This is a genomic window from Sphingomonas sp. IC-56, from assembly GCF_021043375.1.
In the GTDB taxonomy this organism is placed as follows: Bacteria; Pseudomonadota; Alphaproteobacteria; order Sphingomonadales; family Sphingomonadaceae; genus Sphingomonas.
Window position 1 is genome coordinate 42,568 of sequence record NZ_JAJNDV010000005.1, and the last position, 24,283, is coordinate 66,850.

24 protein-coding genes and 1 tRNA gene are annotated in these 24,283 nt (G+C 67.1%); 13 read left to right on the plus strand and 12 right to left on the minus strand.

Annotated elements, in window-relative coordinates:
• Positions 1–4 precede the first annotated feature (4 nt).
• The 4 genes from LQ953_RS08385 to LQ953_RS08400 form a co-directional block, all read right to left on the minus strand.
• Positions 5–328: a YnfA family protein gene (locus tag LQ953_RS08385; RefSeq protein ID WP_231030280.1), complete on the minus strand. Its 324-nt coding sequence runs from the start codon at positions 326–328 to the stop codon at positions 5–7.
• Positions 328–2,319 carry a threonine--tRNA ligase gene (thrS, locus tag LQ953_RS08390; protein ID WP_231030508.1) on the minus strand — a complete coding sequence of 664 codons (1,992 nt, stop codon included), beginning with the start codon at positions 2,317–2,319 and terminating at the stop codon, positions 328–330. Before thrS ends, LQ953_RS08385 begins: the two co-directional genes overlap by 1 nt.
• 109 nt (positions 2,320–2,428) lie before the next feature.
• Positions 2,429–4,507 carry a putative bifunctional diguanylate cyclase/phosphodiesterase gene (locus LQ953_RS08395; protein ID WP_231030281.1) on the minus strand — a complete coding sequence of 693 codons (2,079 nt, stop codon included), beginning with the start codon at positions 4,505–4,507 and terminating at the stop codon, positions 2,429–2,431.
• A gap of 64 nt (positions 4,508–4,571) precedes the next feature.
• On the minus strand, positions 4,572–5,390 hold the full coding sequence (locus LQ953_RS08400) for an LD-carboxypeptidase (RefSeq protein WP_231030282.1): 819 nt from the start codon (positions 5,388–5,390) through the stop codon (positions 4,572–4,574).
• A gap of 37 nt (positions 5,391–5,427) precedes the next feature.
• On the opposite strand from LQ953_RS08400, the gene LQ953_RS08405 reads away from it, so the two are divergent.
• The 4 genes from LQ953_RS08405 to LQ953_RS08420 all read left to right on the plus strand — a co-directional run bounded on the left by LQ953_RS08405 (position 5,428) and on the right by LQ953_RS08420 (position 8,489).
• A complete protein-coding gene (locus tag LQ953_RS08405; protein ID WP_231030283.1) occupies positions 5,428–6,831 on the plus strand; it encodes a UDP-N-acetylmuramate--L-alanine ligase in 1,404 nt (467 codons plus the stop codon).
• Positions 6,832–6,922: 91 nt separating this feature from the next.
• Positions 6,923–7,339 (plus strand): hypothetical protein, encoded by a 417-nt coding sequence (locus tag LQ953_RS08410; RefSeq protein ID WP_231030284.1) that lies wholly within the window; start codon positions 6,923–6,925, stop codon positions 7,337–7,339.
• The gene (locus LQ953_RS08415) at positions 7,336–7,545 is read left to right on the plus strand and encodes a helix-turn-helix transcriptional regulator (protein ID WP_231030285.1); all 210 of its coding nucleotides are present in this window, start codon (positions 7,336–7,338) and stop codon (positions 7,543–7,545) included. Before LQ953_RS08410 ends, LQ953_RS08415 begins: the two co-directional genes overlap by 4 nt.
• Positions 7,542–8,489 (plus strand): alpha/beta fold hydrolase, encoded by a 948-nt coding sequence (locus LQ953_RS08420; protein WP_231030286.1) that lies wholly within the window; start codon positions 7,542–7,544, stop codon positions 8,487–8,489. Before LQ953_RS08415 ends, LQ953_RS08420 begins: the two co-directional genes overlap by 4 nt.
• Positions 8,490–8,544: 55 nt before the next feature.
• Here the strand turns inward: LQ953_RS08420 and LQ953_RS08425 are convergent, their stop codons facing one another.
• Entirely contained in the window at positions 8,545–9,594 is a 1,050-nt protein-coding gene (locus LQ953_RS08425) for a DUF2171 domain-containing protein (RefSeq protein ID WP_231030287.1), read from the minus strand.
• Between the two features lie 216 nt (positions 9,595–9,810).
• Here LQ953_RS08425 and LQ953_RS08430 point away from each other — a divergent pair.
• The 6 genes from LQ953_RS08430 (at position 9,811) to LQ953_RS08455 (ending at position 14,653) form a co-directional block, all read left to right on the plus strand.
• Positions 9,811–9,886: transfer RNA gene (locus LQ953_RS08430), tRNA-Ala, on the plus strand.
• A gap of 129 nt (positions 9,887–10,015) precedes the next feature.
• On the plus strand, positions 10,016–10,738 hold the full coding sequence (locus LQ953_RS08435; RefSeq protein WP_231030288.1) for a response regulator: 723 nt from the start codon (positions 10,016–10,018) through the stop codon (positions 10,736–10,738).
• Positions 10,735–12,069, plus strand: coding sequence for an ATP-binding protein (locus LQ953_RS08440; protein WP_231030289.1), 1,335 nt, complete (start codon positions 10,735–10,737; stop codon positions 12,067–12,069). Before LQ953_RS08435 ends, LQ953_RS08440 begins: the two co-directional genes overlap by 4 nt.
• Before the next feature lie 45 nt (positions 12,070–12,114).
• Positions 12,115–13,125: an SMP-30/gluconolactonase/LRE family protein gene (locus LQ953_RS08445; RefSeq protein ID WP_231030290.1), complete on the plus strand. Its 1,011-nt coding sequence runs from the start codon at positions 12,115–12,117 to the stop codon at positions 13,123–13,125.
• A gap of 62 nt (positions 13,126–13,187) precedes the next feature.
• A complete protein-coding gene (locus LQ953_RS08450; protein ID WP_231030291.1) occupies positions 13,188–13,925 on the plus strand; it encodes an NUDIX hydrolase in 738 nt (245 codons plus the stop codon).
• Positions 13,922–14,653, plus strand: a complete 732-nt coding sequence (locus LQ953_RS08455) for an extensin-like domain-containing protein (RefSeq protein ID WP_231030292.1) — start codon at positions 13,922–13,924, stop codon at positions 14,651–14,653. The genes LQ953_RS08450 and LQ953_RS08455 overlap by 4 nt, the downstream gene beginning before the upstream one ends.
• Before the next feature lie 9 nt (positions 14,654–14,662).
• Here the strand turns inward: LQ953_RS08455 and LQ953_RS08460 are convergent, their stop codons facing one another.
• Entirely contained in the window at positions 14,663–15,214 is a 552-nt protein-coding gene (locus tag LQ953_RS08460) for a hypothetical protein (RefSeq protein ID WP_231030293.1), read from the minus strand.
• 374 nt (positions 15,215–15,588) lie between these two features.
• On the opposite strand from LQ953_RS08460, the gene LQ953_RS08465 reads away from it, so the two are divergent.
• Entirely contained in the window at positions 15,589–16,161 is a 573-nt protein-coding gene (locus tag LQ953_RS08465; RefSeq protein ID WP_231030294.1) for a CHAP domain-containing protein, read from the plus strand.
• A 6-nt stretch (positions 16,162–16,167) separates the two neighbouring features.
• On the opposite strand, the gene msrB is transcribed toward LQ953_RS08465, so the two are convergent.
• The 3 genes from msrB to LQ953_RS08480 all read right to left on the minus strand — a co-directional run bounded on the left by msrB (position 16,168) and on the right by LQ953_RS08480 (position 19,151).
• A complete protein-coding gene (gene msrB, locus LQ953_RS08470; protein WP_231030295.1) occupies positions 16,168–16,647 on the minus strand; it encodes a peptide-methionine (R)-S-oxide reductase MsrB in 480 nt (159 codons plus the stop codon).
• Positions 16,648–17,010: 363 nt separating this feature from the next.
• Positions 17,011–18,234: an ABC transporter permease gene (locus LQ953_RS08475; RefSeq protein WP_231030296.1), complete on the minus strand. Its 1,224-nt coding sequence runs from the start codon at positions 18,232–18,234 to the stop codon at positions 17,011–17,013.
• Positions 18,231–19,151 carry an ABC transporter ATP-binding protein gene (locus tag LQ953_RS08480; RefSeq protein ID WP_231030297.1) on the minus strand — a complete coding sequence of 307 codons (921 nt, stop codon included), beginning with the start codon at positions 19,149–19,151 and terminating at the stop codon, positions 18,231–18,233. The genes LQ953_RS08475 and LQ953_RS08480 overlap by 4 nt, the downstream gene beginning before the upstream one ends.
• 41 nt (positions 19,152–19,192) lie before the next feature.
• Here LQ953_RS08480 and queG point away from each other — a divergent pair, with 41 nt between their 5' ends.
• Complete coding sequence (queG, locus tag LQ953_RS08485) at positions 19,193–20,341, plus strand: tRNA epoxyqueuosine(34) reductase QueG (protein ID WP_231030298.1); 1,149 nt, start codon at positions 19,193–19,195, stop codon at positions 20,339–20,341.
• Position 20,342: 1 nt separating this feature from the next.
• Here queG and LQ953_RS08490 read toward each other — a convergent pair whose 3' ends face one another.
• Positions 20,343–20,714, minus strand: a complete 372-nt coding sequence (locus LQ953_RS08490) for a hypothetical protein (RefSeq protein ID WP_231030299.1) — start codon at positions 20,712–20,714, stop codon at positions 20,343–20,345.
• Positions 20,711–21,400, minus strand: coding sequence for an EI24 domain-containing protein (locus tag LQ953_RS08495; protein WP_231030300.1), 690 nt, complete (start codon positions 21,398–21,400; stop codon positions 20,711–20,713). The genes LQ953_RS08490 and LQ953_RS08495 overlap by 4 nt, the downstream gene beginning before the upstream one ends.
• A gap of 56 nt (positions 21,401–21,456) precedes the next feature.
• Here LQ953_RS08495 and LQ953_RS08500 point away from each other — a divergent pair, with 56 nt between their 5' ends.
• Entirely contained in the window at positions 21,457–22,455 is a 999-nt protein-coding gene (locus LQ953_RS08500) for an adenosine kinase (RefSeq protein ID WP_231030301.1), read from the plus strand.
• Between the two features lie 273 nt (positions 22,456–22,728).
• On the opposite strand, the gene LQ953_RS08505 is transcribed toward LQ953_RS08500, so the two are convergent.
• Complete coding sequence (locus tag LQ953_RS08505; RefSeq protein ID WP_231030302.1) at positions 22,729–24,270, minus strand: amino acid permease; 1,542 nt, start codon at positions 24,268–24,270, stop codon at positions 22,729–22,731.
• Positions 24,271–24,283: the final 13 nt, after the last annotated feature.

The window sequence follows — 24,283 nt, forward strand, 5'->3', positions numbered from 1 at the left end:
TTGATTACCGCCGTCCGGCCAAGATGACGATGCAGCCCACCACTGCCAGCGCGGCGCCGAGGGCATCCCAGCGGGTGGGCTGGACTCGCTCCACCAATACCATCCAGCCGAGTGAGGCTAGGATGTAGATGCCGCCATAGGCGGCATAGGCGCGGCCTGCGGCGTCGGCGCTGCTGAGCGTGAGCAACCAGGCGAACAGGGCAAGCGATATGCCGCCGGGGAGTAGCCACCAGTGCGACTTGCCGAGCCGCAGCACCGACCACAAGGCGAAGCAGCCTGCGATCTCCGCGCACGCGGCGGCGGCGTAGATCGCGAGCGTGTTTGGCATCAGTGAAGGTCGGGCGGAGTCGCTTCGGTCTTCAGCTTGGCGACAGCTTCCTCGAGGGTGAGCATTTGCTGACCCTGGCTGCCGAGGACTCTAAGGGCGACGGTGCCTTCCTCGGCTTCGCGCTTGCCGACGACCAGGAGGTTGGGGACCTTTGCGACGGAGTGTTCGCGTACCTTGTAGTTGATCTTTTCGTTGCGCAGGTCGGTCTGGACGCGGATGCCGGCGTTGGAGAGCATCTGGTAGACGCGGAAAGCATAGTCGTCGGCGTCGGACACGATGGTGGCTACGACGGCCTGGGTGGGGGCCAGCCAGGCGGGCAGCTTGCCGGCGAAATGCTCAATCAAAATGCCGATAAACCGTTCATAAGAACCGAAAATCGCGCGATGGAGCATGACCGGACGGTGGCGCTCGCCATCCTCGCCGACGTACGATGCATCAAGGCGTTCGGGCAATACACGGTCGGACTGGATCGTGCCGACCTGCCAGGTACGGCCGATTGCGTCGGTGAGGTGCCATTCGAGCTTGGGCGCGTAGAAGGCGCCTTCGCCGGGGAGTTCTTCCCAGCCATATTCCTCGGTAGCCAGCCCTGCGCGGACGACCGCGTCGCGCAGTTCGGCCTCGGCCTTGTCCCACATTTCATCGCTTCCGAAGCGCTTTTCCGGCCGCAATGCGAGCTTGATCGAGTATGTGAAGCCGAAATCACGATAAATGCGGTCGGCGAGCTTACAGAAGGCCTGCACCTCATCGACGATCTGGTCCTCGCGGCAGAAGATGTGCGCGTCGTCCTGCGTGAACTGACGCACGCGCATGAGGCCGTGCAGCGCGCCGTGGGGTTCGTTGCGGTGGCAGCAGCCATTCTCGTAGAGGCGCAACGGCAGGTCGCGGTACGACTTGATGCCCTGGCGGAAGATCAGCACGTGCGCCGGGCAGTTCATCGGCTTCAAGGCCATCCACTGCGCGTCGTCCGAGACGATCGGGCCCTCATCCTCGACATTGGGTACTTCGTCGGGGATGACGAACATGTTTTCGCGATACTTGCCCCAGTGGCCGGACTGTTCCCATTGGCGGGCGTCCATCACCTGCGGGGTCTTCACTTCCTGATAGCCCGCCGCGTCGATCGCCCGGCGCATATAGGCCTCCAGCGCGCGCCAGATGGTGAAGCCATGCGGGTGCCAGAACACGCTGCCATGCGCTTCCTGCTGGAGATGGAAAAGGTCCATTTCCTGGCCCAGCTTGCGGTGGTCGCGCTTGGCGGCTTCCTCCAGGCGCGTCAGATGCTCGGCCAGTTGCTTCTTGTTGAGCCAGCCGGTGCCGTAGATGCGCGAGAGCATCGCGTTCTTCTGGTCGCCGCGCCAATAGGCGCCCGACACGCGGGTCAGCTTGAAGGCGTCGGGCGCGACCTTGCCGGTGGAGGCCAGGTGCGGGCCGCGGCACATGTCGAGCCAGGCGTCCTCGCCCTTGCCCGCGCGATACACGGTCAGCTCCTCGCCCTCGGGAAGCTCGGCGGCCCATTGCGCCTTGAAGGTCTCGCCTTCCTTTTCCCAGCGCGCGATCAGGTCGGCGCGGCTCCACACTTCGCGGATCAGCGGCTCGTCGCGGGCGATGATGCGGCGCATCTCCTCCTCGATCGCGGGCAGGTCCTCTTCGGTGAAGGGGCGATCCTTGGGCGCGAAGTCGTAATAGAAGCCGTCGTCGGTGGAAGGCCCGAAGGTGATCTGGGTGCCCGGGAACAGGTGCTGTACCGCCTCGGCCAGGATGTGCGCGTAATCGTGACGGGCGAGTTCGAGCGCGTCCTTCTCGTCCTTGGACGTGACCAGCGCCAGCTGCGCATCGCCTTCGAGCGGGCGCATGATGTCGCGCAACTCGCCATCAACGCGTGCGGCGATCGCCGCCTTGGCCAGGCCCGGACCGATCGCCGCGGCGATGTCCGCCGGGGTAGTCCCCGGGGCTACCTCACGGACGGAACCGTCGGGCAGCGTAATGCGGAACATCTCGGACACGGGAAACTCGCTTCTATGAAAGGCTGTAGAGCACGGGCTTATGCCCGCGCGGGTGCGATATAGGCAAGCACGTCAGTATTGCGTAGCGCGGAGTTGCCGATCAGCGGGCGATGTAGAGCCCGGCGGCGGGTGCGGCCGTGGCGCGGCGCGGCTTTGGTTCGGGGCGGCCGATAAGATAGCCCTGGATCTGGTCGCAGCCCCACAGCTTGAGTTCGGCCAACTGAACTGGCGTTTCCACGCCTTCGGCCACGACCTTCAGGCCCAGGCTCTTGCCCAGCGCGATGGTGGTCTTGACGATCATCGCGGAGGATTCGTGATCGTGCAGTTCGGCGATGAAGCTGCGGTCGATCTTCAGCTTGTCGAAGTTGAAGTCCTTCAGGTTGCTGAGCGTCGAATGGCCGGTGCCGAAATCGTCCATGACGATCCGCGCGCCCTCGGCCTGCAAGATCCGGAATGCTTGCAGCACTTCGCCACGCTGGACCCCGACGGCCATGGCGTTCTCGGTAACTTCGAATTCCAGGCGGCTGGTGGCGACACCGTGTCGCCGCGCGCGGCTGAGCACTGACTGTGCAAAGCCCGGGGTACGGAACTGGATCGGCGACAGGTTGAGCGAGAGCGACAACGATTCGTCCCACCCTGCCGCGGCGGCAAAGGCCTGGTCGGCGAGCCAGAGCCCGATCTCTTCGATCAGTCCAGAGCGTTCGGCCACGGGGATGAACAGGTCGGGCGCCACGTCGCCAAGCTCTGGATGGTTCCAGCGTGCGAACGCCTCATAGCCGATGATCGCCAGCGTGGCGGCATCGGCAATCGGCTGGAACACCAGGTGCAGCTGATGCTGCGCGACGGCGTGCTGAAGGTCGCGAGCAAGGCGGGCGCGCAGCCTTTCGCGCTCGCGCAGGGTGGCGTCGAACAGGCGCGCGCGGTTGCGGCCATCGGCCTTTGCCCCATACAAAGCGAGATCGGCGGCGTTGTGCAGTTCCTCGCGGCCAAGATCGCCGGCGGCAATGGCCATGCCGATGCTCATCCGGATTTCGATCGGCTCGCGCGCCGTGGCGGCGGCGCACTCCAGCACTTGCTTTGCCAGCGCCTCGGCGGCGGCAGGCTGCACGGCACCGATCTGGAGAATGGCAAATTCGTCGCCGCCCAGCCGGGCGACCAGATCATCCGGCCCGGCACAGGCTTGTAGGATTTCGGCGGCGCGGCGCAGCGCCCGATCGCCACCGGCATGCCCGTGGCGGTCGTTGATCGCCTTGAAATCGTCCATGTCGATGGCGAGCAGGCCAAGCGTGACGCCGGTGGCGCGGCTATGCGCGAGTTCCCTGGCCAGCCGGTCCTCGAACTGCAGCCGGTTTGCGAGGCCGGTCAGGACATCATGGCGGGCGAGATAATCGGCCCGGCGTTCGGCAACGCGGCGTTCCACCACCGCACCATGATATTCGGCAAGGCCGCGCGACAGATCGCCTAGTTCATCGTCGCGCGTCAGACCCGGCAAATGGGCGCTTGGCGCGTCCGCGTCGAAGTTGCGCAGGCGGGTGGCGATGGCGGCGATCGGCGACAAAAGCTGGGTGCGCAGCCAGGTGGCCATTGCCGTCACGATCAGAACGATCAGTAGCCCGCCAACCAGCATGCGCAGGATGTTGCGATTGCTTTGTTCCGAATTCGCATGCACCGCCACGCCGATCGCGCGGGCAAGCGCTTCGCGTTCGGCGAACTGCGTGGTTTCGAGCCGCCTTAGCGCCGCGACATAGTTCGGCACCGCCTGCTGAATGCGCGGCGGATCGCTTTGCGCCACGGCAGCCAGCTGCCGCGACGCGCGCACCCAGGCTTGTGCCGCCTGGCGCGTTGCCACGGACTCCCGCGCGGTGACGTGGGGTGCGTGATCGCGCGCGGTGAGCGTTGCGAAGGTGTCGAGCCGGCGGGACAGGTCCGCCCATTTGGCGTGGGGTACCACCACGCCCTGTTCGCGGCGGCGGGCGAGGGCAACCAGGTCAATGCGCAGGTCCTGCTGGAGAAGCTCGCGGCCATCGTCGCGCAGCAGCGCCTGGCTCAGTGCCTCGACGCGCGTATTCGCGACGTGAATGCCGTGTCCGACATTCAGCCCCGCCAAAAGCAACAGAAAGGAAACGCCAACCAGCGCCGCGCACGCAAGCGAGACACGATTGGCAATCGACAGTCGCACCGGCACCTCCCGTGCGCGGTTTACGACCCAAACCGTTACTGCAATGTTAGTGTCACATCCGCGATCAGGCGACGCCGAACGGTACGACGCGATTCCGCTCCACATGGCCGATTTCCGCGCGGCCGAGGTAGGGGACGCGCATTTCCGCGCACCAGCGCACGATCATCTGTTCGGGGCTTTCGGCGAATTCGGGCGTGTTGGGAATGACGTCGCTGACCACGCCCAGGCGGACCCCGGCAATGCCCTTCAACTGGGTGGCGTGTGCCATTTGCGACAGCATGCGATCGATGCGGTAGAGCGGCTCGCCGACTTCCTCGATCATCAGCACATGATCGGTTAGATCGGGCAGCCAGGGCGTGCCGATCATCGCGCAGAGGATGGCGAGATTGAAGGCAACCGCCGGCCGGCCGTCGGCAAGGCTGGGTTCGAGCGCGCGGCGATCGCGCTCGATCATCCAGCCCAGCGCCCAGCCGGTGGATTCGCCCGGGTCGTTCATCCCCAGGCTGCTCGCCATCGGGCCGTGGCACACCTTGCCGATGCGCCGGGCGTAGAGGGCGCCCAGCAGGAAGCCCATGTCGGAAAAGCCCATGTACGTCTTGTGGTTGGCCGCGGGCCCGAGCCGGGGCATGACGCGGGTGAGGATGCGGTTCGAGCCATAGCCGCCGCGCGCGAACCAGATCGCGTCGAAGCTCGCGTCATTGGCGAATTCGAGGAAAGCGTCGGCCCGCACGTCGTCGGAGCCGGCGAAATGGCCCTCCTCCAGATAACATTGCGGGTGGAAGACGATTTCATGCGCGGGGTAGGTGAGCGCCATCAGCGCGGCCATGCGGGCCGATCCCTCGTGCCGGATCGATCGTGCCGGTGCCACCACTCCGATGCGCATGCTTGCCCCTTTCTGCCCGAGCCGATAGCGCGGAGCCATGCAGCACGGCAAACCTTACTTCTTCGTCGGCATCGGCGGTTCGGGCATGATGCCGCTGGCGATGATCCTGGCCGGCCAGGGCGCGAGCGTCGCGGGATCGGACCGCAGCCTGGATTCCGGGCGGCTGCCGGCCAAGTTCGACGATCTGCGCGCCAAGGGCGTGGCGCTGTTCCCGCAGGATGGCAGCGGCATCAGCTCGGCCGAGCAGGTGGTGGTGGCCTCGGCCGCGATCGAGGCGAGCGTGCCCGACATGGTGGCGGCGCAGCGTCTGGGCGCGCAGCGGATGACGCGGCCGCAGTTGTTGTCGGCGCTGTTCAACGCCGCGCCCTTGTCGATCGGGGTGGCGGGGACCAGCGGCAAGTCGACGGTGACCGGGATGATCGGCTGGATCCTGCACGCATGCGGGCGCGATCCCACGGTGATGAACGGCGCGGTGATGAAGAACTTCGCCAGCCCCGACGCGCCGTTCGCCAGCGCACTGGTGGGGCAGGGCGACGTGTTCGTCAGCGAAGTGGACGAAAGCGACGGCTCGATCGCGCTGTATTCGCCGCGCATCGCAGTGCTCAACAATGTCAGCCTCGACCATATGCCGATGGACAAGCTGATCGAACTGTTCGGCGGCTTCATCGCCAAGGCGGGCACGGCGGTGGTCAACCTGGACAATGCCGAGGGCGCGGCGCTGGCGATGACGCTGCCGGCCGGGCGGGTGACGAGCTTTGCGATCGAGGGCGAGGCGGACCTGGTGGCGCGCAATTTGGCGCCGACGCCGTTCGGGATTGCCTTCGACCTGGCCGAACGCGGCGGGGCGGTGCTGCGCGTGACGTTGCAGGTGCCCGGGCGGCACAATGTCGCCAATGCGCTGGCGGCGATCGGCGCGGCGCTGGCGGCGGGGGTTTCGCTGGTTGAGGCGGCGCGGGCTATCGAGGGGTTCGCGGGTTTGAAGCGCCGCTTCGAGCTGGTGGGCGAGGGCGGCGGCGTCGCGGTGATCGACGATTTCGGGCACAATCCCGACAAGATCGCCGCGACGCTGGATACGCTGCACGCCTTTCCGGGACGCTTGCTGCTGCTGTTCCAGCCGCATGGCTATGGGCCATTGAAGGTGATGCGCAGCGAACTGGTGGCGATGTTCGCGGACAAGCTGGGGGCGGACGACCTGCTGGTGCTGCCCGACCCGGTCTATCAGGGCGGCACGGTGTCGCGCGAAGTAACCAGCGCCGACATCGTCGCGGATGTGGCTGCCACCGGGCGGCAGGCGATGCACGTGCCCGCGCGGGAGGCGGCGGCGGCGCATCTGGTGGCGCAGGCGCGGCCGGGCGACCGCATCGTGGTGATGGGCGCGCGCGACGATACGCTCAGCCAGCTCGCGGCGGACATGGTGGCGCAGCTGCGCGGGGCGGAGTAGCTGCCGAAAATCGTGTAAAGCACAGTTGACATGGAAAGCGTGCTTGACGTAAAGCTCCCTTGACTGAAGAACAAGGGAGCTTTCTATGCGGATGAACACTGCTGCGGGCCGTCGCTATCTTCGCCGGTTCTGGCCGACGATCATCTCCTATGTGGTCGTGCTGTTCGGCTGCATCTGGGCGTTGCGGCATTGGCACCCGACCGGCGCGGCGCTGGTGGTGCTGTCGGTCCTGCCTGCCCTGCCGATCATCGCCATGATCGGCGTGATGGGCCTGTACCTCCTCGAGGAAACCGACGAGTTCCTGCGCCAGCGCATCGCGACTTCCATGCTGGTGGGTACCGGCGTGCTGCTGGCGGCGGTGACCATCTATGCCTTTCTGACCAATGGCGGGGCGATCGAGGCCGACGCCGACGTGCTGATGATGGGCTTTCCGCTGTGGTGCGCGGCATGGGGTGCCGCCCAGTGCGTGATGAGCTGGCGCGACCGGATCGCAGGTGGGGAGGCATGAAGAACCGCCTGCGCGTGCTGCGCGCCGAGCGCGCCTGGAGCCAGCAGGACCTGGCAACCGCGCTGGAGGTCTCGCGCCAGAGCGTGAACGCCATCGAGACCGGGCGGTACGATCCCTCGCTGCCACTCGCCTTCAAGATCGCCGACCTGTTCGAAATGACGATCGAGGACATCTTCACCAATCCCGCCAAGGAGCAGGACCAATGATCCGCCGCCTTCGTGCCATCGCGTGCTGCAACCGCAGCCGGCTGCCGCTCTTCGCCATTCTGGTCGCGCTCTGGGCGGCGAGCGGTTCGCCCGGCTTTGCGGCGCCTGCCGTGTCGCAGGGCGTCACCGCGCCGGCCGGGTTGGTCCAGATGGACCACATCTCCGTCCAGATCGTGGGCAAGGGCAGTCCGGTGATCCTGATCCCTGGCCTGTCCACACCGCGCGCAGTGTGGGAGGGCGTGACTCCGGAGCTTGCGCGCAAGCACGCGGTGTATCTTGTCCAGCTGAATGGCTTTGGCGGCGAGGATCCCCGGGCCAATCTGAAGCCCGGCATCCTGCCAGGCGCGGTTGCCGATCTTCACCGGCTGGTCGCCACCCATAAGCTGAAGAACGCCGCGGTGGTGGGCCATTCGCTGGGCGGGCTGCTCGGCATGTTGCTTGCCCGCGATCACCCCGGGGATGTCCGGCGGCTGCTGGTTGTCGACGCGCTGCCATGGTTCGGGACGGTGTTCGCGCCCGGCTTTGACTTCGCCAATGCAGAACCCATGGCCGCGCGTATGCGCGAGCAGATGGTGTCGCTCCATGGCGTGATCCCAGCCTCCATGGCCGAGGCAGTGGGCATGCGCAACGCGCTGAAGCCCGCGTCGCGCGCCCAGGTGGGGGCGTGGTCCCTAGCGGCGGACATGCGCGTGTCGGGACAGGCAATCTATGAGGACCTGCTTACCAACCTGGGCCCCGACCTGCCGCGGATCGCCACCCCGATCACCGTGCTGGTGCCATGGAGCCAACAGGGCGGCGGGGAAGCCGTGCTGGACGTTTACAGGAAGGAATATGCCGGTGCGTCGCACGCGCGCTTCGTTGGCATTGGCGACAGCGGCCACTTCGTCATGCTCGACCAGCCCGACGCGTTCGCCAAGGCGCTGAGCCTGTTCCTGAACGGATGAAAAAAAAGGCCCGGGAGTGATCCCGGGCCAGTTTGCTCACCCTTGGGTCCGGCGCTTAATAAGTGCCGGAGAAGCTGCGGTTCAGATTGCCGCCCGAGCGCCAGTTCTGCGTGTCGTTGCCGCCCTTGTCGTCGGAACCGTCGCCGAACATCGCGCCCGATTGTTCCTCGTCCTTCCAGTGGGCCTTGGCCTCGTCCGCGGTCTTGCGCAGCGTGACCTTGTCATCAACGGTCTGGACCCAGCGCGAGGGGATCGAGTGGTGATGGCCACCGGCTGCCGCGTCGCTCTTGGTCAGGATGATGCGGTCGCCGCGCACCTTGTCCACGGTGCCGACATGCACGCCGTCGGACCCGACCACGTCCATATGTTCGGTCACGCGGGACAGCGAGTCGCGCTGGCCCTGGCGCTCGCTGCGCCAGTTGGAGAATTCGTTGTGGAAACGCTGGGCGTTCTCCTGGCGGTACTCGTCATAATCGCGGTCGAGCTCGGCGATGCGCTGGCGGCGCCACTGGTGGTAATGGTCATCGCCCTTGCTGCGATCGGCCCAGCGCTCATGGTTGCCCTGGTGCTCGTCATAGCGCTGATCGCGCTCGCGGCGGCGCTCGGCCTCCTCGTCGCCGAACCAGGAGCGGACCTCGTCGCCGGCGCGTTCGAAGAAGCCGCGGTCGCGCTCATCGCGCCCTTGATGCTGGCTCTGCTGGCGGTATCCCTGCTGGCGATCATAGTCGCGCGGATGGCCGCGGAACTCGCCGCCGCCCCGGTGCACGGCGCCTGCGCCATAGCTGGAGCGGTCATAACCGCGCCCCTCGCCATAGCCGCTGCTGTAGCCGCCGGCATAATGGTCATCACCATGGCTGGAATGTTCGCCGCCACCCCAGTCGCGGGTCTGGCCGCCATAGCCGGAGCGTTCGTTCCAGCGGCTGTCATCGCGGTAGCTGTCGCGGTTCTCGCCACGGCCATAGCCGCCGCGCTCGCGCCCCTGGTCGCCGCGCATGCCGGCCGCTGCATAGTCGCGCGCGCTGGAATAGGTGTAGTCGCGGCCCGAGCCGTAATCCCGGCCCTGGTCAGAGCCGCTGCGGCCATAACGATTGTTGCGATCGTCCATTTCCGTCTCTCCTGCTTTTGGGGGCAGGGGCGCAGACCGCGCAGAACGCAGCCCGGCGCGCCTTCCAAAAGGTTCAGCGATTGGGAAGGAACGGGGTTCCGCAGACGGCTCAAGTCCGCCGCGCGCACGCTTCCATCCGTCGAACCATGCGATGTTGCATTGGTTTTCGAGCAAAGCTAATGAAAGCGCCTCCCGGATTTTTCGGGGACCGGCGGCGGGGCTGTAGCTCAGATGGGAGAGCGCTGCAATCGCACTGCAGAGGTCAGGGGTTCGATTCCCCTCAGCTCCACCAGTCGCCTGATTTCCTTGCCAAATGTCGCTGGCAGTCTCCGCGATAGCAGGGCGCGCTGATTGCTGCGGTTTTCGGCAGGCAAGGGAAATTAGGGAAGTAATGCGTACCTAATTCGAGTATCAGTACCTCATGGTTACCGTTACCCAGAACCCCGACAGTTCCGCCACGCTGCTGGTGGTGGACGACGACCGCGACATCCGGATGCTGCTGGCCAACAGCCTGGGCGGGCGCGGCTATCGCGTCGAAACGGCGTCGAACACGCGCGACATGGACGAGATCCTGGCGAGCACGCCCGTCGACCTGGTGATCCTGGACGTGATGATGCCGGGCGAGGACGGGCTGTCCGCGTGCCGCCGCATCGCCCGCGCCGATGGCCCTGAGATCATCATGCTGAGCGCGCTGGGCGAGGAGACCGACCGCATCCTGGGGCTGGAGGGTGGTGCGGGGCATTACCTGTCCAAGCCGTGCAGCCCGCGCGAGATCCTGGCGACCGTGCGCGCGGCGTTGCGGCGGCGGGGCACCGCGGCGCCGGCCAGCAACGAAGTCTATGTGTTCGAAGGCTGGCGCATCGACCTGGGCAGCCACGAATTGTTCGATCCGCATGGCGTGCTGGTCGGGCTGACCGATGGCGAGTTCGCGGTGTTGCGCGTGTTTATCGAGCGCCCGCGCCGCGTGCTGTCGCGCGAAGTGCTGTTGCAGGCCGCGCGCGGCCCCGACACCGACGCCTATGACCGGGCGATCGACGTTCAGGTCAGCCGCCTGCGGCGCAAGCTGCGCGCGGGTGGTGACGACATCATCCGCACTGTGCGCAACGAAGGCTATCTGTTCGTCCCGCGCGTGTCGCGCCTGTGAGTTCGGGCGGCGACGGGCCCCGCTCGCCGCTGTTCCTGCGCATCTTCCTGTTCATGCTGCTGTGCGTCGGCGTGGTGCAGCTGATGAACCTGGTGCTGGTGGTCGCCGCGGAGACCCCCGACCAGAAGCTTTATACCATCGGCCAGATCGCCGATGCGGTGACGGGGCAGGGCAGCGCGCCGGAGGAACTCAGCGTTTCGCCGGCAACCAAGGTGCCATCGGTGCCCCCCAATTTGCGCGGCGAGCGGCTGGGCCTGGCGCTGGCCATGGCGTTGGGCACGAACGCCGCGCGCATTCGCTTCGATTTCCCGACCGGCGTTCTGGGCCGTCAACCGGTGTATGAACGGCGCAACGTGCCGCGCGCATTGCCCTTTTCCAGCCCGGAGGCTGCACGGTCGGTGTTCGTATTCGGCAGCTTTCGCCTGTGGGTGCAGGGCGAGGATGGCCGCTGGACCCGCATCGAGCCCGCCGGCATTGTCGAGCCATGGCGGTGGTACGGCGTGCTGTGGCTGATCGCATCGGTGCTGGCGGTGGCGCCGTTCGCCTGGGCACTGGCGCACCGCATCGCCAAGCCGTTCGGCGCGTTTGCAGCCGCGGCCGAGCGGCTGGGGCGCAATCCTCAGGCCCTCCCGCTGGCGCTGAGCGGCCCGAGCGAGATCGTGGAAGCGGCCGCCGCGTTCAACCAGATGCAGGCGCGGCTCAACCGCTATGTCGACGATCGCACGACCGTGATCGGCGCGCTGGCGCATGACCTGCGCACGCCGCTGATGCGCATGGCACTGCGGCTCGAAGCGGCGCCGGACCCGGTGCGACGTGCCTGCGAAAGCGACATCCGCGACATGCAGGCGTTGATCACGTCCACCGTCGCTTATGTCCGCGAAACCGGTCAGCCCGCTACGCGCCGGCGGCTCGATCTTCGCTCGCTGGCCGAAACGGTGATCGACGATCTGAGCGATCGTGGCGAGCCCGTGGTGCTGCAGCCCGGCGAGCCGGTGGTGATCGAAGGCGATCCTGCCACGCTGAAGGCGATGATCGTCAATTTGGTGTCCAACGCGCTGAAATATGCCGGCAGCGCGCAGGTGTCGCTGGAATGCAGCGGCGACGAAGTGTCCGTCACGGTGCGGGATCATGGCCCGGGCATTCCCGACGCTGATATCGACCATGTGTTCGAGCCGTTCTTTCGCGGGGAGCGCTCGCGCAACCGCGACACCGGCGGGATCGGACTGGGGCTGGCCAGCGCCCGCGCTGTCGCGCGAGCCCATGGCGGCGACATCAGCGTGGAAAATCTGGCCGATGGCGGGCTTTGCGCACGGGTGACCTTGCCGGTTTGAGCAACTGCCGCGAAGATGCGGCAAACGAGAACCCAAGGAGAGACCATGCACCTTTCTCGCCGCGCCTGCCTTGCAGCGGCTGCCGCCCTTCCGCTCGCGGCACGGGCGCACGCATACGCGCCGCAAGCGCCCGCGGTGCAGCGCTTCGATCCCGAGCTTGACCGCATCCTGGCGACCGACGCCAAGGTCGAGGTAATCGCCAGCGGCTACCGCTGGACCGAAGGGCCGGTCTGGGTGCGCGACGGCGGCTATCTGTTGTTTTCCGACGTGCCGGCCAATATCGTGCATCGCTGGCAGCCGGGGAGGGGCGCGGCGCCGTTCCTTCAGCCCTCGGGGTTGGTTGGGCCGATCCCGGCGGCGATCCGGGAAGCGGGGGCCAACGGGCTGGCGATCGACGCGCAGGGGCGGCTGGTGATGGCCGATAGCGGCACCCGCGCGATCGCGCGCGTCGACCTGAAGACCAAGCGCAAGACGATCCTGGCCGACCGCTATGCAGGCAAGCGCTTCAACAGCTGTAACGATGTGGTGATCGCGCGTTCGGGCGCGATCTACTTCACCGATCCGCCCTATGGTCTGGCCGAGGGCGACACTTCGCCGCTCAAGGAGATGAAGGCGAACGGCGTGTACCGGCTGGCGACCGATGGGCGGGTGACCCAGCTCGACGGGAGCCTGACGCGGCCGAACGGCATTGGCCTCTCGCCCGACGAGCGCACGCTGTATGTCGCGCAATCCGACGAGCAGCGCCCGGTGCTGCTGGCCTATCCGCTCGACGCGCAGGGCAGGGCGAGCCCGCCGCGGGTGCTGGTGGATTTCCGACAGGACGTGGTCGCCGGGCTGCCGGGGCTGCCCGATGGCATGGAAGTGGCGGCGAGCGGGCACCTGTTCGCCAGCGGTCCTGGTGGCATCCATGTGCTCGCGCCCGATGGGCGGCGGCTGGGGCTGATCTCCACGGGCAAGGCAGCGGCCAATTGCAACTTCGGCGAGGATGGGCGCACGCTGTTCATCACCTCCAGCGACAGCGTGGTGCGCGTGCGGCTGAAGCTGTCGGGCTGGTGATCCGCACGGCCACGGTGCCGGGGCGTGTTCCCTCCGCGCCGCTGCGACCCTAGATGGGGTGGATGGCCGACGAGACACCGATCCCTGCCGCGACGCTGATCGTGATGCGCGACGTGGCGGATGGCGCGCCCGAGTTGTTGATGGTGGAGCGGGCGCGGGGACTGGTGTTCGCTGGCGGCGCGCTGGTGTTTCCTGGCGGGCGCATTGATCCGGGTGACCGCGCTCTGGCTGCCGCGATGGAGGGAGAGGGCGAGGAACTGGCCGCGCGCATCGCCGCCGTTCGCGAGACGCTGGAGGAGGCAGGGATCGCGGTGGGGCTCGACCTGCCAGCGCGGGATGTCGTGCAGGTGCGCACACGGCTGCATGCCGGGGTGCCGCTTGGCGAAGAGCATAGGGCGGCGTTGCGGCTCGACGCGCTGGTGCCCTTTGCCCGCTGGCTGCCTCGAAACGTGCCGCACCGCATCTTCGACACGCGCTTCTATCTGGCGCGCGCGCCCGAGCATGCCGCGCCGGTGGTCGATGGGACTGAGACGGTGCGGGCGTTCTGGGCGAGCGCGGCGCAGGTGCTTGCCGCGGCGGACGCGGGAGAGGCGACGCTGATCTTTCCCACCCGCCGTAACCTGGAGCGGCTGGCGCGGTTCGCTTCGTTCGAGGAGGCGGTCGCCGACGCGCGCGCGCACCCCGTCCGCACGATCACGCCCTGGATCGAGGCGCGCGACGATGGGGAGCATCTCTGCATCCCGGCGGACGCGGGCTACCCGGTGACCTCGGAACGGCTCGACCAGGCAGTGCGCGCATGAGCGTGGTGCGGCGGCTGCTGCGGACGCTGGTCGTGCTGGGCGTGCTGCTGGGCATTGCCTTTTCGCTCTACGCCCTGCTGCGCAATCGGCCGCAGGATGTGCCGTGGACGCGGCTGGACCTGGGCGAGCCGATCGGCGCGTTTACCGGACGCAAGCTGGCGGCACTTGCCGGAAAATCGGGCGAATGCCGGGCGCTGCTCCATGCCGCCGGGGTGCGCTATATCCGGCTGCCGGCGGTGCGCGGGGGTGAGCGTTGCGGCTATACCGACGCGGTGCGCTTCCAGCCCGGCGGGGCGCAGGCGATCGAATACAGCCCGGCGCGGTTGGGGACCAGCTGCCCGGTCGCGGCAGGACTCGCGAAATGGGAATGGGACATCGTCCAGCCCGCCGCCCAGCGCCTGTTCGGCGCGCGGGTGGAAACGATCGAGCATTTCGGCAGCTATTCGTGCCGGCGCATCTATGGCCGCACCTCGGGCGACTGGAGCGAGCATGCCAGCGCCAACGCCGTCGACATCGCCGCTTTCCGCCTGTCGGACGGTACGCGGATTAGCGTGGTGAAGGACTGGAAGGGCGGGGGCGACAAGGCCGCGTTCCTGCGCGACGTGCGCACCGGCGGGTGCAAGCTGTTCGCCACCGTGCTGTCGCCCGATTACAACGCGGCGCACCACGACCACCTGCATCTCGACCAGGCAAGCCGGGGCGAGATGGGGTGGCGGGTCTGCCGCTGAGACGGCCGATCAGTTGGGCAGGGCGGCCGCGTCGACCTTTTCCACCCATTGCGGGAAGAAGGCGGGCTGGCGGTTCGACCAGCCCGACGCAGTGGCCGCGGCTTCGCTGATCGACTGCAGCAGCTTGCGCCGCAATTCCGGGTGCAGGCTGGGCAGCGCCGCTGCCGCGCAAAAGGCGGAGGGAAGGAACGGCCGCACCTCCGCACCCACCAGCCGCTCGTACAGGAAGCGATAGGCCGAGAAGCTGGTGATCCGGCCCTGGCCGAGGTCGAACGCAGTCAGCGTAGAGAGCGGCGCCAGGAATGGCTCCAGCGCGTCAAGGTCCGCTTCTTCGGGCAGCAGCGCGCGGATGTCGTCCAGCCGATCGTACATGCGGGCCTGGGCGCGGATGCTGGCAGCCTCGACTACGTCGCGCGACCAGCGTTCCAGCGCATCCTGCCGCTCCAGCCCGATATCCAGCGAGCGGCGGATATAGCGCTGCGTCGCTGCGCTGAACCCTGCGAATTCCTTCATCTCGGCCAGCGTCATCGCGCCTTGGGCCGGCTTCATCCTTGATGCCATCGTCTCACTCCCACCCCGGTCGATTCCCCTTCACGAGCATCCTGCGCCGCTTTGGTTAACGCGACGCTTAAGCTTGCGTTGGCCCCTGTTCATTTGGAGCCTAGAAGCTGCTGCGCTGCAACATGATTCGCGACGCGTGACGCACACAGGGGCAAAATGTCCCTACACCCCCGCTTCTGCGCAACATTGCTGCGCCGCGCTATTCCGGAAAAGCGCTGAGGCGGAATTCCGCGCTGCCTCCGGGCTTCTACAGGGTTCCGTCAGTTCATCGGTTCGACCCAACGGCTCATCGGATCGGCGAGCTGCAGGGGTGTACCGCCGTCCTATGATTTGTGTAGCAACACTCCAACAACGCTTCCTGACCGGGGGGTCACATGAATTTCCGAGTTTTTGCAGCGCGTTTCGCGCTGACGGCGGCTTTCGCCCTGATGACTGTGATCCCGGCCCAGGCAAAGGGCGGTGTCCTTCAGTGCGTGCCGTTCGCCCGCCAAGTTTCCGGCGTGGATATCCGCGGCAACGCATGGACCTGGTGGAGCCAGGCTGCCGGCCGCTATGCCCGCGGCAACACGCCCAAGGCTGGTTCGGTGATGTCGTTCCAGAAGACCGGCAAGATGCCCTATGGCCATGTCGCCATGGTGTCGAAGGTGGTGAGCGACCGCGAAGTGCTGCTGACCCACGCCAACTGGTCGACCCGCGGCGGGATCGAGCGCAACGTGCGCGCGATCGACGTGTCGGCGGCAGGCGACTGGAGCCAGGTGCGCGTGTGGTACGCGTCCGTCGGCGGTCTCGGCACCTCGAGCTACCCGGTCAACGGCTTCATCTATGCCGATGGCGCGCCGGAAGCCGAACTGCCCGCTACCCAGATCGCCAAGAAGTCCGACAAGATCCAGATGGCGTCGCTCAACCTCGACCTGAGCGACCTGAAGGCAACCGGCGTCGCCAACTAAGCGGCGTCAGGCGGCGCCTGGCCTGAACGTCATCGCCACGCCATTCATGCAATAGCGCTTGCCCGTGGGGCGCGGGCCATCGTCAAAGACATGGCCCAGATGCCCGCCGCAGCGGCGGCACAGCACTTCGGTGCGCAACATCCCCAGGGTTCGATCGCTTTTGGTCGCCACGGCGTTGCCGAGCGGCTGGTAGAAGCTGGGCCAGCCGGTGTTGCTTTCGAACTTCGTCCGCGACGAGAAGAGCGGCAAGCTGCAACCCGCGCAGGCAAAGGTGCCGGCGCGATGCTCCTTGTTGAGCGGGCTGGAATAAGGCCGCTCGGTACCTTCCCTGCGCAGCACGTTGTAGGCGGCGGGCGACAGCCGCTTGCGCCATTCGGCATCGGTGAGGGTGAAGGGAAACCGCTGCGCCGCTTCGGCGCCGCCACAGGCTGCGGTCAGCGCGCCGAGGGTGGTAGCGGCGAGGAAGGTGCGGCGGGTGGTTTGCATGAGATGTATGTAGGAAGGGGAGGGTTTGTTTAAATCCTCCCTCGGAGGCTAGTAAGCCGCTCCCGTCTTAGATCCTCCCCCGGAGGGGGAGGGGGACCAGCGAAGCTGGTGGAGGGGTAGGCGCCGCGAGCTTTGTACAATGAGGAGAATACCCCTCCACCACCAGCTTCGCTGGCGGTCCCCCTCCCCCTCCGGGGGAGGATCTGGGTGCAGTCGTCGCCTCGTCTTCCAAGTTCCCCGGCGAAGGCCGGGGCCCAGCTTCGGCGCGGTTTGAAGCGGTGGCACGCCATCGCGGCGTCATTGCGGCTGGGCCCCGGCCTTCGCCGGGGAACTGGTGGTGCGTGTATGCGCGCGTAGAAGGAGCTAGGCCGAAGCCGCCGCCGCCTTGCGCCGCTTCGGCCCACCCGACTTCAGCACCCCGCGCCGGAACAGGCGGGCCGCCACCGTCACCGTGATCCCCACCCACAGCGCCTGCCAGGCGAGCGCCAGCAGATGCGGCCACAGCTCGGGCGCATTGGCGGCGCGGGCGGCCATGGCGAGGGGGGAGCTGAACGGGAACACCTCCGCAAAGGTGGTGACCCAGCCGTCAGGATGACCTGCGGCGTAGGAAGCAAGGCCGAGCATGCCGAACTGGAACACCGTGATCGGCAGCGACAGCATCTGGATCTCGCGCTGGGTGCCGGCAAGCGCGCCCATGCCCAGGAACACTGCGCTTTGCAGCATGTATGCCATGGTGAAATAGGCGACGAACAGCAGTGCGAACACCGGGCCTACGGCCGTGCCGATCTCCCCCACTTCCGCGGCGATGTCGCCGGGCAGGAATCGGGGAATGTTGGCGACCAGCGCCCCCCAGAAGCACACGAACAGCAAAGCCGATCCGAACGCGCCGATCAGCTTGCCAAAGAACACGCTTTCGAGCGGCACCGCGGCGGCGAGCACTTCGATCACCTTGTTCGAGCGTTCCTCGGCCATCGCGCCGACCACCTGGCCCGAGAGCATCAGCGTCAGGAAGAAGATGCCGAACGCTGCGAAATAGGCCGCCTGGCTGCGCCCGCTGGTGGTCGTCTGGCCGCGCTGGACCACTTCCACCTGTGGCCGGCTCAGCACCGTGGTGCCCGCGCGCTGCGCGCGCACCACCTGTTCGGCGAGTTGCTGGAGATAGCCCGCTTCGACGTTGGCGGAGGCGGCGCGCAGGATGTGGGGGCGTTCGAACGCGCCATAGAGCACCGCGGCAACGTCGATGCGGTCGCTGGCGAGCAGCGCGCGCGCCTGTGCTGCGGGGTCGCCCGCGGGCATGTCGATGCGCAGTTCGGGGCGGGCGGAAGGATCGGTGAAGACGGTGCGCAGCTGCTTGTCGACTGCCTGGACGATCTGCGCCTCGCGCTGCGGCGCGATCACCACGATGCGCCGCTTGGCCTCGCCCCCGGTCGCGGCGGTGGTGGCGCTGAGGCTGCCGATCACGCCAAAACCGATCATCAGCAGCGGGCTCAGCAGGAACAACAGAAAGGTGGGGGTCAGCACCGTGGCGGTGAAGTCGCGTCGGGCGACAGTCAGCGCCTGTCGGGCGGCGCGGCGGAACTTGGTCATGCCGCATGCTCCTTCAATGCGTCGCGCCCGACGATGCGCACGAACGCGTCGTGCAGGCTGGGCCGCTCGATCGACAGCCCGGAGATGCCGTGCCCCGCCTCGATCAGGCGGATCAGCAGTGCTTCGACTCCGTCGTTCGGCATGGTGAAGCGCCAGCCATCGCCGTCGCGCTCGGCGTCCTCGGGCAGCAGCGCGCGGGCCGCCTCGGCATGGTGGTGCGGCGTGTAATAGACCTTGAAGGGCAGGGTGGCGCGGGCTTCGTTTACGGTACCTTCGAACTGCACCTTGCCGCCGGCGATGATCGACAGGCGGTCACACAGCCGCTCGGCATGCGCCATGACATGGGTGGAGAAGAGGATGGTGGCGCCGCGCTGCTGCTGGGCGCGGATCAGCTTTTCCAGCCGCTCCTGGTTGACGGGGTCGAGCCCGGAAAAGGGCTCGTCGAGCACGAGCAGATCGGGCTCGTGCACCACGGAACCCAGGAGCTGGACGAGCTGCGCCATGCCCTTGGACAGCTTGCGGATCTTATCGTCGGCGGCATGGCCGAGGCCGGCTGCGTCGAGCAGTTCGACTGCGCGCTTGCGGCCGATTTTCCAGGGCAGCCCGCGCAGTGCGCCCATAAAGGCGATCGCCTCGCGGCACTTCATGTTGGGATAAAGCCCGCGTTCCTCAGGCAGGTAGCCGACCCGGTCGCTCGCGTCGCGCGGACGATCATTGCCGAGCAGCATGCGCTCGCCTTCGTCCGGCTCGATGATGCCCAGCAGCATGCGCAGCGTCGTGGTCTTGCCCGCGCCGTTCGGCCCAAGCACGCCGTAGATCAGCCCCTGGGGCACGGCGATCCCGACGCCGTCAACGGCAGGCCGGTCGCCGAAGCGCTTCACGAGGTTGGCGGCGCTTACCGCCAGTCCGCTGCTCAATGTGGGTCCCCCGTTTGCTGGCTGTGTGGTAGCGGGCCGATGTGCAGCACGGCAAGTCACTCGAAGCGCAAATCAAGGCAAAGGCGGCGGAAATCGGTTTCGCGGCGTGTGGAATCGCACGCGCGGACGCTGCGCCCAAGGCAGGGGTGCGGCTGCGCGCGTGGCTGGCGGACGGGTCACACGGATCGATGATCTGGATGGAGGAGCGCGCGCACCACCGCGAAAGCCCGGCGGGGTTATGGCCTGAGGTGCGCTCGATCATCGCGCTGGGCATGAGCTACGCGCCGGCCACCGATCCGCTTGCGCTGGCCGGGGAGGGCGGGATCGGCCGCATCTCGGTCTATGCGCAGGGTGGCGATTATCACGACGTGATCAAGCGGCGGCTGAAGGAACTTGCCCGCTGGCTGGTCGGGGCGGCGCCGGGGGCGGACGTGAAGGTGTTCGTGGACACCGCGCCGGTGATGGAGAAGCCACTGTCGGAGGCGGCGGGGCTGGGCTGGCAGGGCAAGCACACCAATCTGGTCAGCCGCGAGCATGGCAGCTGGCTGTTCCTTGGTGCGATCTACACCACGCTGGATCTCACGCCCGATAATGCCGGGCGCACCACTTGCGGCAGTTGCGACGCGTGCCTGTCGGCCTGCCCGACCAATGCGTTTCCGGCGCCCTTCCGCCTCGATGCCCGGCGCTGCATCTCGTACCTGACGATCGAGCATAAGGGGCCGATCCCGACCGAATTTCGTGAGGCGATCGGCAACCGCATCTATGGCTGTGACGATTGCCTGGCGGTGTGCCCGTGGAACAAGTTCGCGGCGGCGGCGCAGGCCAACCAGGCGTTCCTGCCGCGCGCGGAACTGGTTGCACCGGAACTGCGCGACTTGTTGCAGCTGGACGATGCCGCGTTTCGCGAAGTGTTCGCCGGGTCGCCGATCAAGCGCATCGGGCGCGACCGGATGGTGCGCAATTGCCTGATCGCGGCGGGGAATAGCGGGGATGCCGGGTTGGTGCCGGTGGTAGCGAGCTTGCTGGAGGATCCAACGGCTGAGGTGCGCGGCGCGGCCATCTGGGCGCTGCGGCAGCTGGATGCAGGGCGGTGGATGGCTGAGCGGAAGGCGCGGTTAGCGGTCGAAGCCGATCCAGAAGTTTTGGCAGAGTGGGCCGTCCAAGGTCCTCCCCCGAGGGGGAGGATCTGACTCACTTCCGCTGAGCACCCAACGCCGCCAGACAACTCGCCTGGTCGATCGGGCTGCCATCGCGTTGCCGCGTGTCGATATAGGTCACTGCCGGCTCGCCGCGTCCCTTGTGCGGCGGGTACAGATACGCGTCGAGCACGCAGATCGGCCCGGCGAATTGGAGCTTGCGCGCCGTGCCTTCGCTCACGTCGAGCAGGGGCTTGCCGAACTGCGCCAGCAGCGCGTTAGCGGTCTGGCCCCGGATCGCGCTGACGCTGGCCGGCACAGGCCCGCCCGGCACCGGGACATGCCCAGCGGGCCGCGCCGCGGGAATCGCGCCGCCGCCACTGCATGCCCCCAGCGCCAGCGCCGAACCCAAGAACCAGAACCTCATGCGCGTCTCCCGCGGTGATAAACATGCGTGGCCATCGCGGCGCCCAGTACGGGCGCGGCCAGATTGACGAACGGTATCAGCAGCAGCCCCGTTCCGATCGCACCCAGCACGAAGCGGCGGCCACGGGTGCGCCCGCGCCACGCCGGCAGTGCCGAATAGGGCATGTGCCGCACCGCCACCATGTCGCCCAGATCCCGGCCGAGCAGCCAGGCGTTGACGATGAAGAAGGCGAGCGCGGTGCCGACGCCGGTCACCAGCAGCAACAGGTAGAGCGGCGACAGCAACAGATTGACCCCGATCGCACGTGCCGCCGAGCCCAAGCCCATCGCCGCCGAGCGCGCGAGCGGTACGTCATGGGCGGCGTCATGCGCGTCGGGATAATGGCGTGCTTCGACCGCCGCGACGACTTCGTCGGCGAACACACCCACTGCGGCCACCGCGACTATTCGGAACAACAGCCACCAGGCGAGCGCCAGCACCAGGACCGTCGCGACATCGGCCAGCCAGCCGCTCTCGCCCGCTCCCATCCAGGAGGCGACCACCGCCTCCAGCCCATGCAAGCCATACCACAGCCCGACGCCGCCGGCGGCGAACAGCAGCAGCGTGAGCGCAAAGGACTTGGCGAACACGGCAAGCACCGGCCGGTCGGACAACTGGCCCAGCGACAGGAAGAAAGCCTGGATCATTGCGCTCTTCCTTGCCCGCCCCTAGGGCGTGGACGCAACCCAATTGGAGCCCACACTTGACCAGCCCCACCTATGACGTGGTCGCGATCGGCAATGCCATCGTCGATATTCTCGCCCAGGCCGAAGACAGCTTCATCGAGGAGATCGGCGTCGCCAAGGGCTCGATGCAACTGATGTTCTCACCCGAGGAAGCCGACGCGCTCTATGCCAAGATGGGCCCGGGCCGTGAAGTTTCGGGCGGATCGGCGAGCAACACCGTTGCCGGCATCGCCGCGCTGGGCGGCAAAACCGCGTTCATCGGCCAGGTCGCCGACGACCAGCTCGGCGCGGTCTTCGCGCACGATCTGCGTGCGGCCGGAGTCGATTACAACACGGCCGTTCGCCCCGGTCAGCCGACCACCGCGCGCTGCCTGATCTTCGTGACGCCGGATGGCCAGCGCACGATGAACACGTTCCTTGGTGCCTCGCAGTTCCTGCCCGAGGCGGCGCTGGACGAGTCGGTGATCGCCAATGGCGCGATCCTGTATCTCGAAGGCTATCTGTGGGATCCCGAAGAGCCGCGCGCCGCGATGCGCAAGGCGATCGAGATCGCGCGCTCGAACGGCCGCAAGGTCGCCTTCACCCTGTCCGACGTGTTCTGCATCTCGCGCCACGGCGACGATTTCCGCAAGCTGATCGCCGATGGGCTGATCGACATCCTGTTCGCCAACGAGAATGAGCTTCTGGCACTGACCCAGAAGGACGATTTCGAGGAAGCGGTTGCGACGATCGCCGCGCAGGTGCCGCTGGCAGTGATGACCCGCAGCGAGCAGGGCGCGCTGGCGGTATCGGGTGCCGAGCGCGTCCAGGTGGCTGCCGAGCCGATTGCCAAGCTGGTCGACACCACCGGCGCCGGCGACATGTTCGCGGCGGGCTTCCTGCACGGGCAGGCGCAGGGCCGGGGGATCGAAGAGTCGCTGCGCCTTGGGGCGATCTGTGCGGCGGAGATCATCCAGCACTACGGCGCGCGCGCAGAGGTGGACCTGAAGAAGCTTGCCGCTGAGCGGCTCGGCTGAGCTTCGGCACCTCGCTGAACCAGAAGGGCCGGGATAACTCCCGGCCCTTTTTGTATTCAGATCCTCCCCCGGAGGGGGCGGGAACCAAGCGAAGCTTGGTGGAGGGGTATTCTCCCCAAGCGATGTCCGATGAGGAGAATACCCCTCCACCGGCCTGCGGCTGGTCCCCCTCCCCCTCCAGGGGAGGATCTGAATGAAAAAGGCCGGGGCTTGCGCCCCGGCCTTTTCTGTATCCGCTTGGGATGCCCCTCCCTCCGCAGGGAGGAGGCAGGCTCAGCGCGTCCCCGGCACCGGCGGGTCGAGCTCTTCATACGCCTCGTGCTCCGGCACATCGACGATGCCGCGGCCGACATGGCTGCGCGAGCGGCTATAGGCGAGATACACGACCAGCCCGATCGCCGCCCAGATGCCGAACAGCAGGATGCTGTGCACGTCCAGGCTGAAGAACAGGTAGATGCAGCCCAGGATAGACAGCGGCGCCACCACCATGATCGCCGGGGTGCGGAACGGCCGCTTGCGGCTGGGGTCGGTGCGGCGCAGCACCAGCACCGCGATCGACACCGCGGCAAAGGCGAACAGCGTGCCCGAGTTCGAGATGTTGGCCAGCGCGCCCACCGGGAAGAATGCCGCGAACAGCGACACCGCGATGCCGGTCATGATCGTGATGACGTGCGGCGTGTTGAACTTGGGGTGGATGCGGCTGAACATCGCCGGCAGCAGGCCGTCGCGGCTCATGGTGAAGAAGATGCGGGTCTGGCCGAACATCATCATCAGGATGACCGAAGGCAGCGCGAGGATCGCGGCAAGCCCGATCAGGTTGCCGATCTGCGGCCAGCCGATTTCACGCAGCACAAAGGCGAGTGCTTCCTTGGAGCAGACCACGTCCTTGGCGCCTTCGGCAGCGCGGGCGGCGCACTGCTGCGCCAGCTCGGGGCTGCCGGGTTCGAGCATGCTGCCGAGTGCATTGAGCACCGGCTGTGCGCTTATGCCCGGCGCGCCGATCACGCCTGCCGAGACCAGGATGTAGAAGACCGTGCAGAAACCCAGGCTGCCGATCAGGCCGATGGGCATGTTGCGCTGCGGGTTCTTGGTCTCCTCTGCCGCGGTGGAGACCGCGTCGAAGCCGACATAGGCGAAGAAGATCGACGCCGCGGCTGCCGAGATGCCGCCAAAGCCGAGCGGCGAGAAGGGCTCGAACTGCTCCATCCGCATGACCGGAAGGGCGAGGATGATGAACAGCGTCAGCGCGATCACCTTGATCGCCACCAGCACGGCGTTGATCGTCGCCGACTCCTTGGTGCCGATAACGAGCAGCCAGGTCACCAGCCCAGCGATCACCATCGCGGGCAGGTTGATGACACCGCCGTCGAGCGGCCCGAGCACCAGCGTGTTCGGAATGTCGATGGCGAAGGCATGCTCGATATAACCGACCATGTAGCCCGACCAGCCGACCGAGACCGCGCCTGCGGCGACGGCATATTCGAGGATCAGCGCCCAGCCGACCATCCAGGCGATCAACTCACCCATCACCGCATAGCTATAGGTATAGGCGGAGCCCGAAACCGGGACCATGGACGCCATTTCGGCGTAACAGAGTGCGGCTACGGCGCAGACCAGGCCGGCGATGATGAACGAGATCATCATGCCGGGGCCGGCCTTTTGTGCGGCCTCGGCGGTGAGAACGAAGATGCCGGTGCCGATCACGGCGCCGATTCCGAGCATGGTCAGCTGAAAGGCACCAAGCGTGCGGTGCAGTGATTTCTTTTCGGCTGTCGCTAGAATGGCATCGAGTGGCTTTACGCGCCCGAATATCATTGAGTTGATCCCC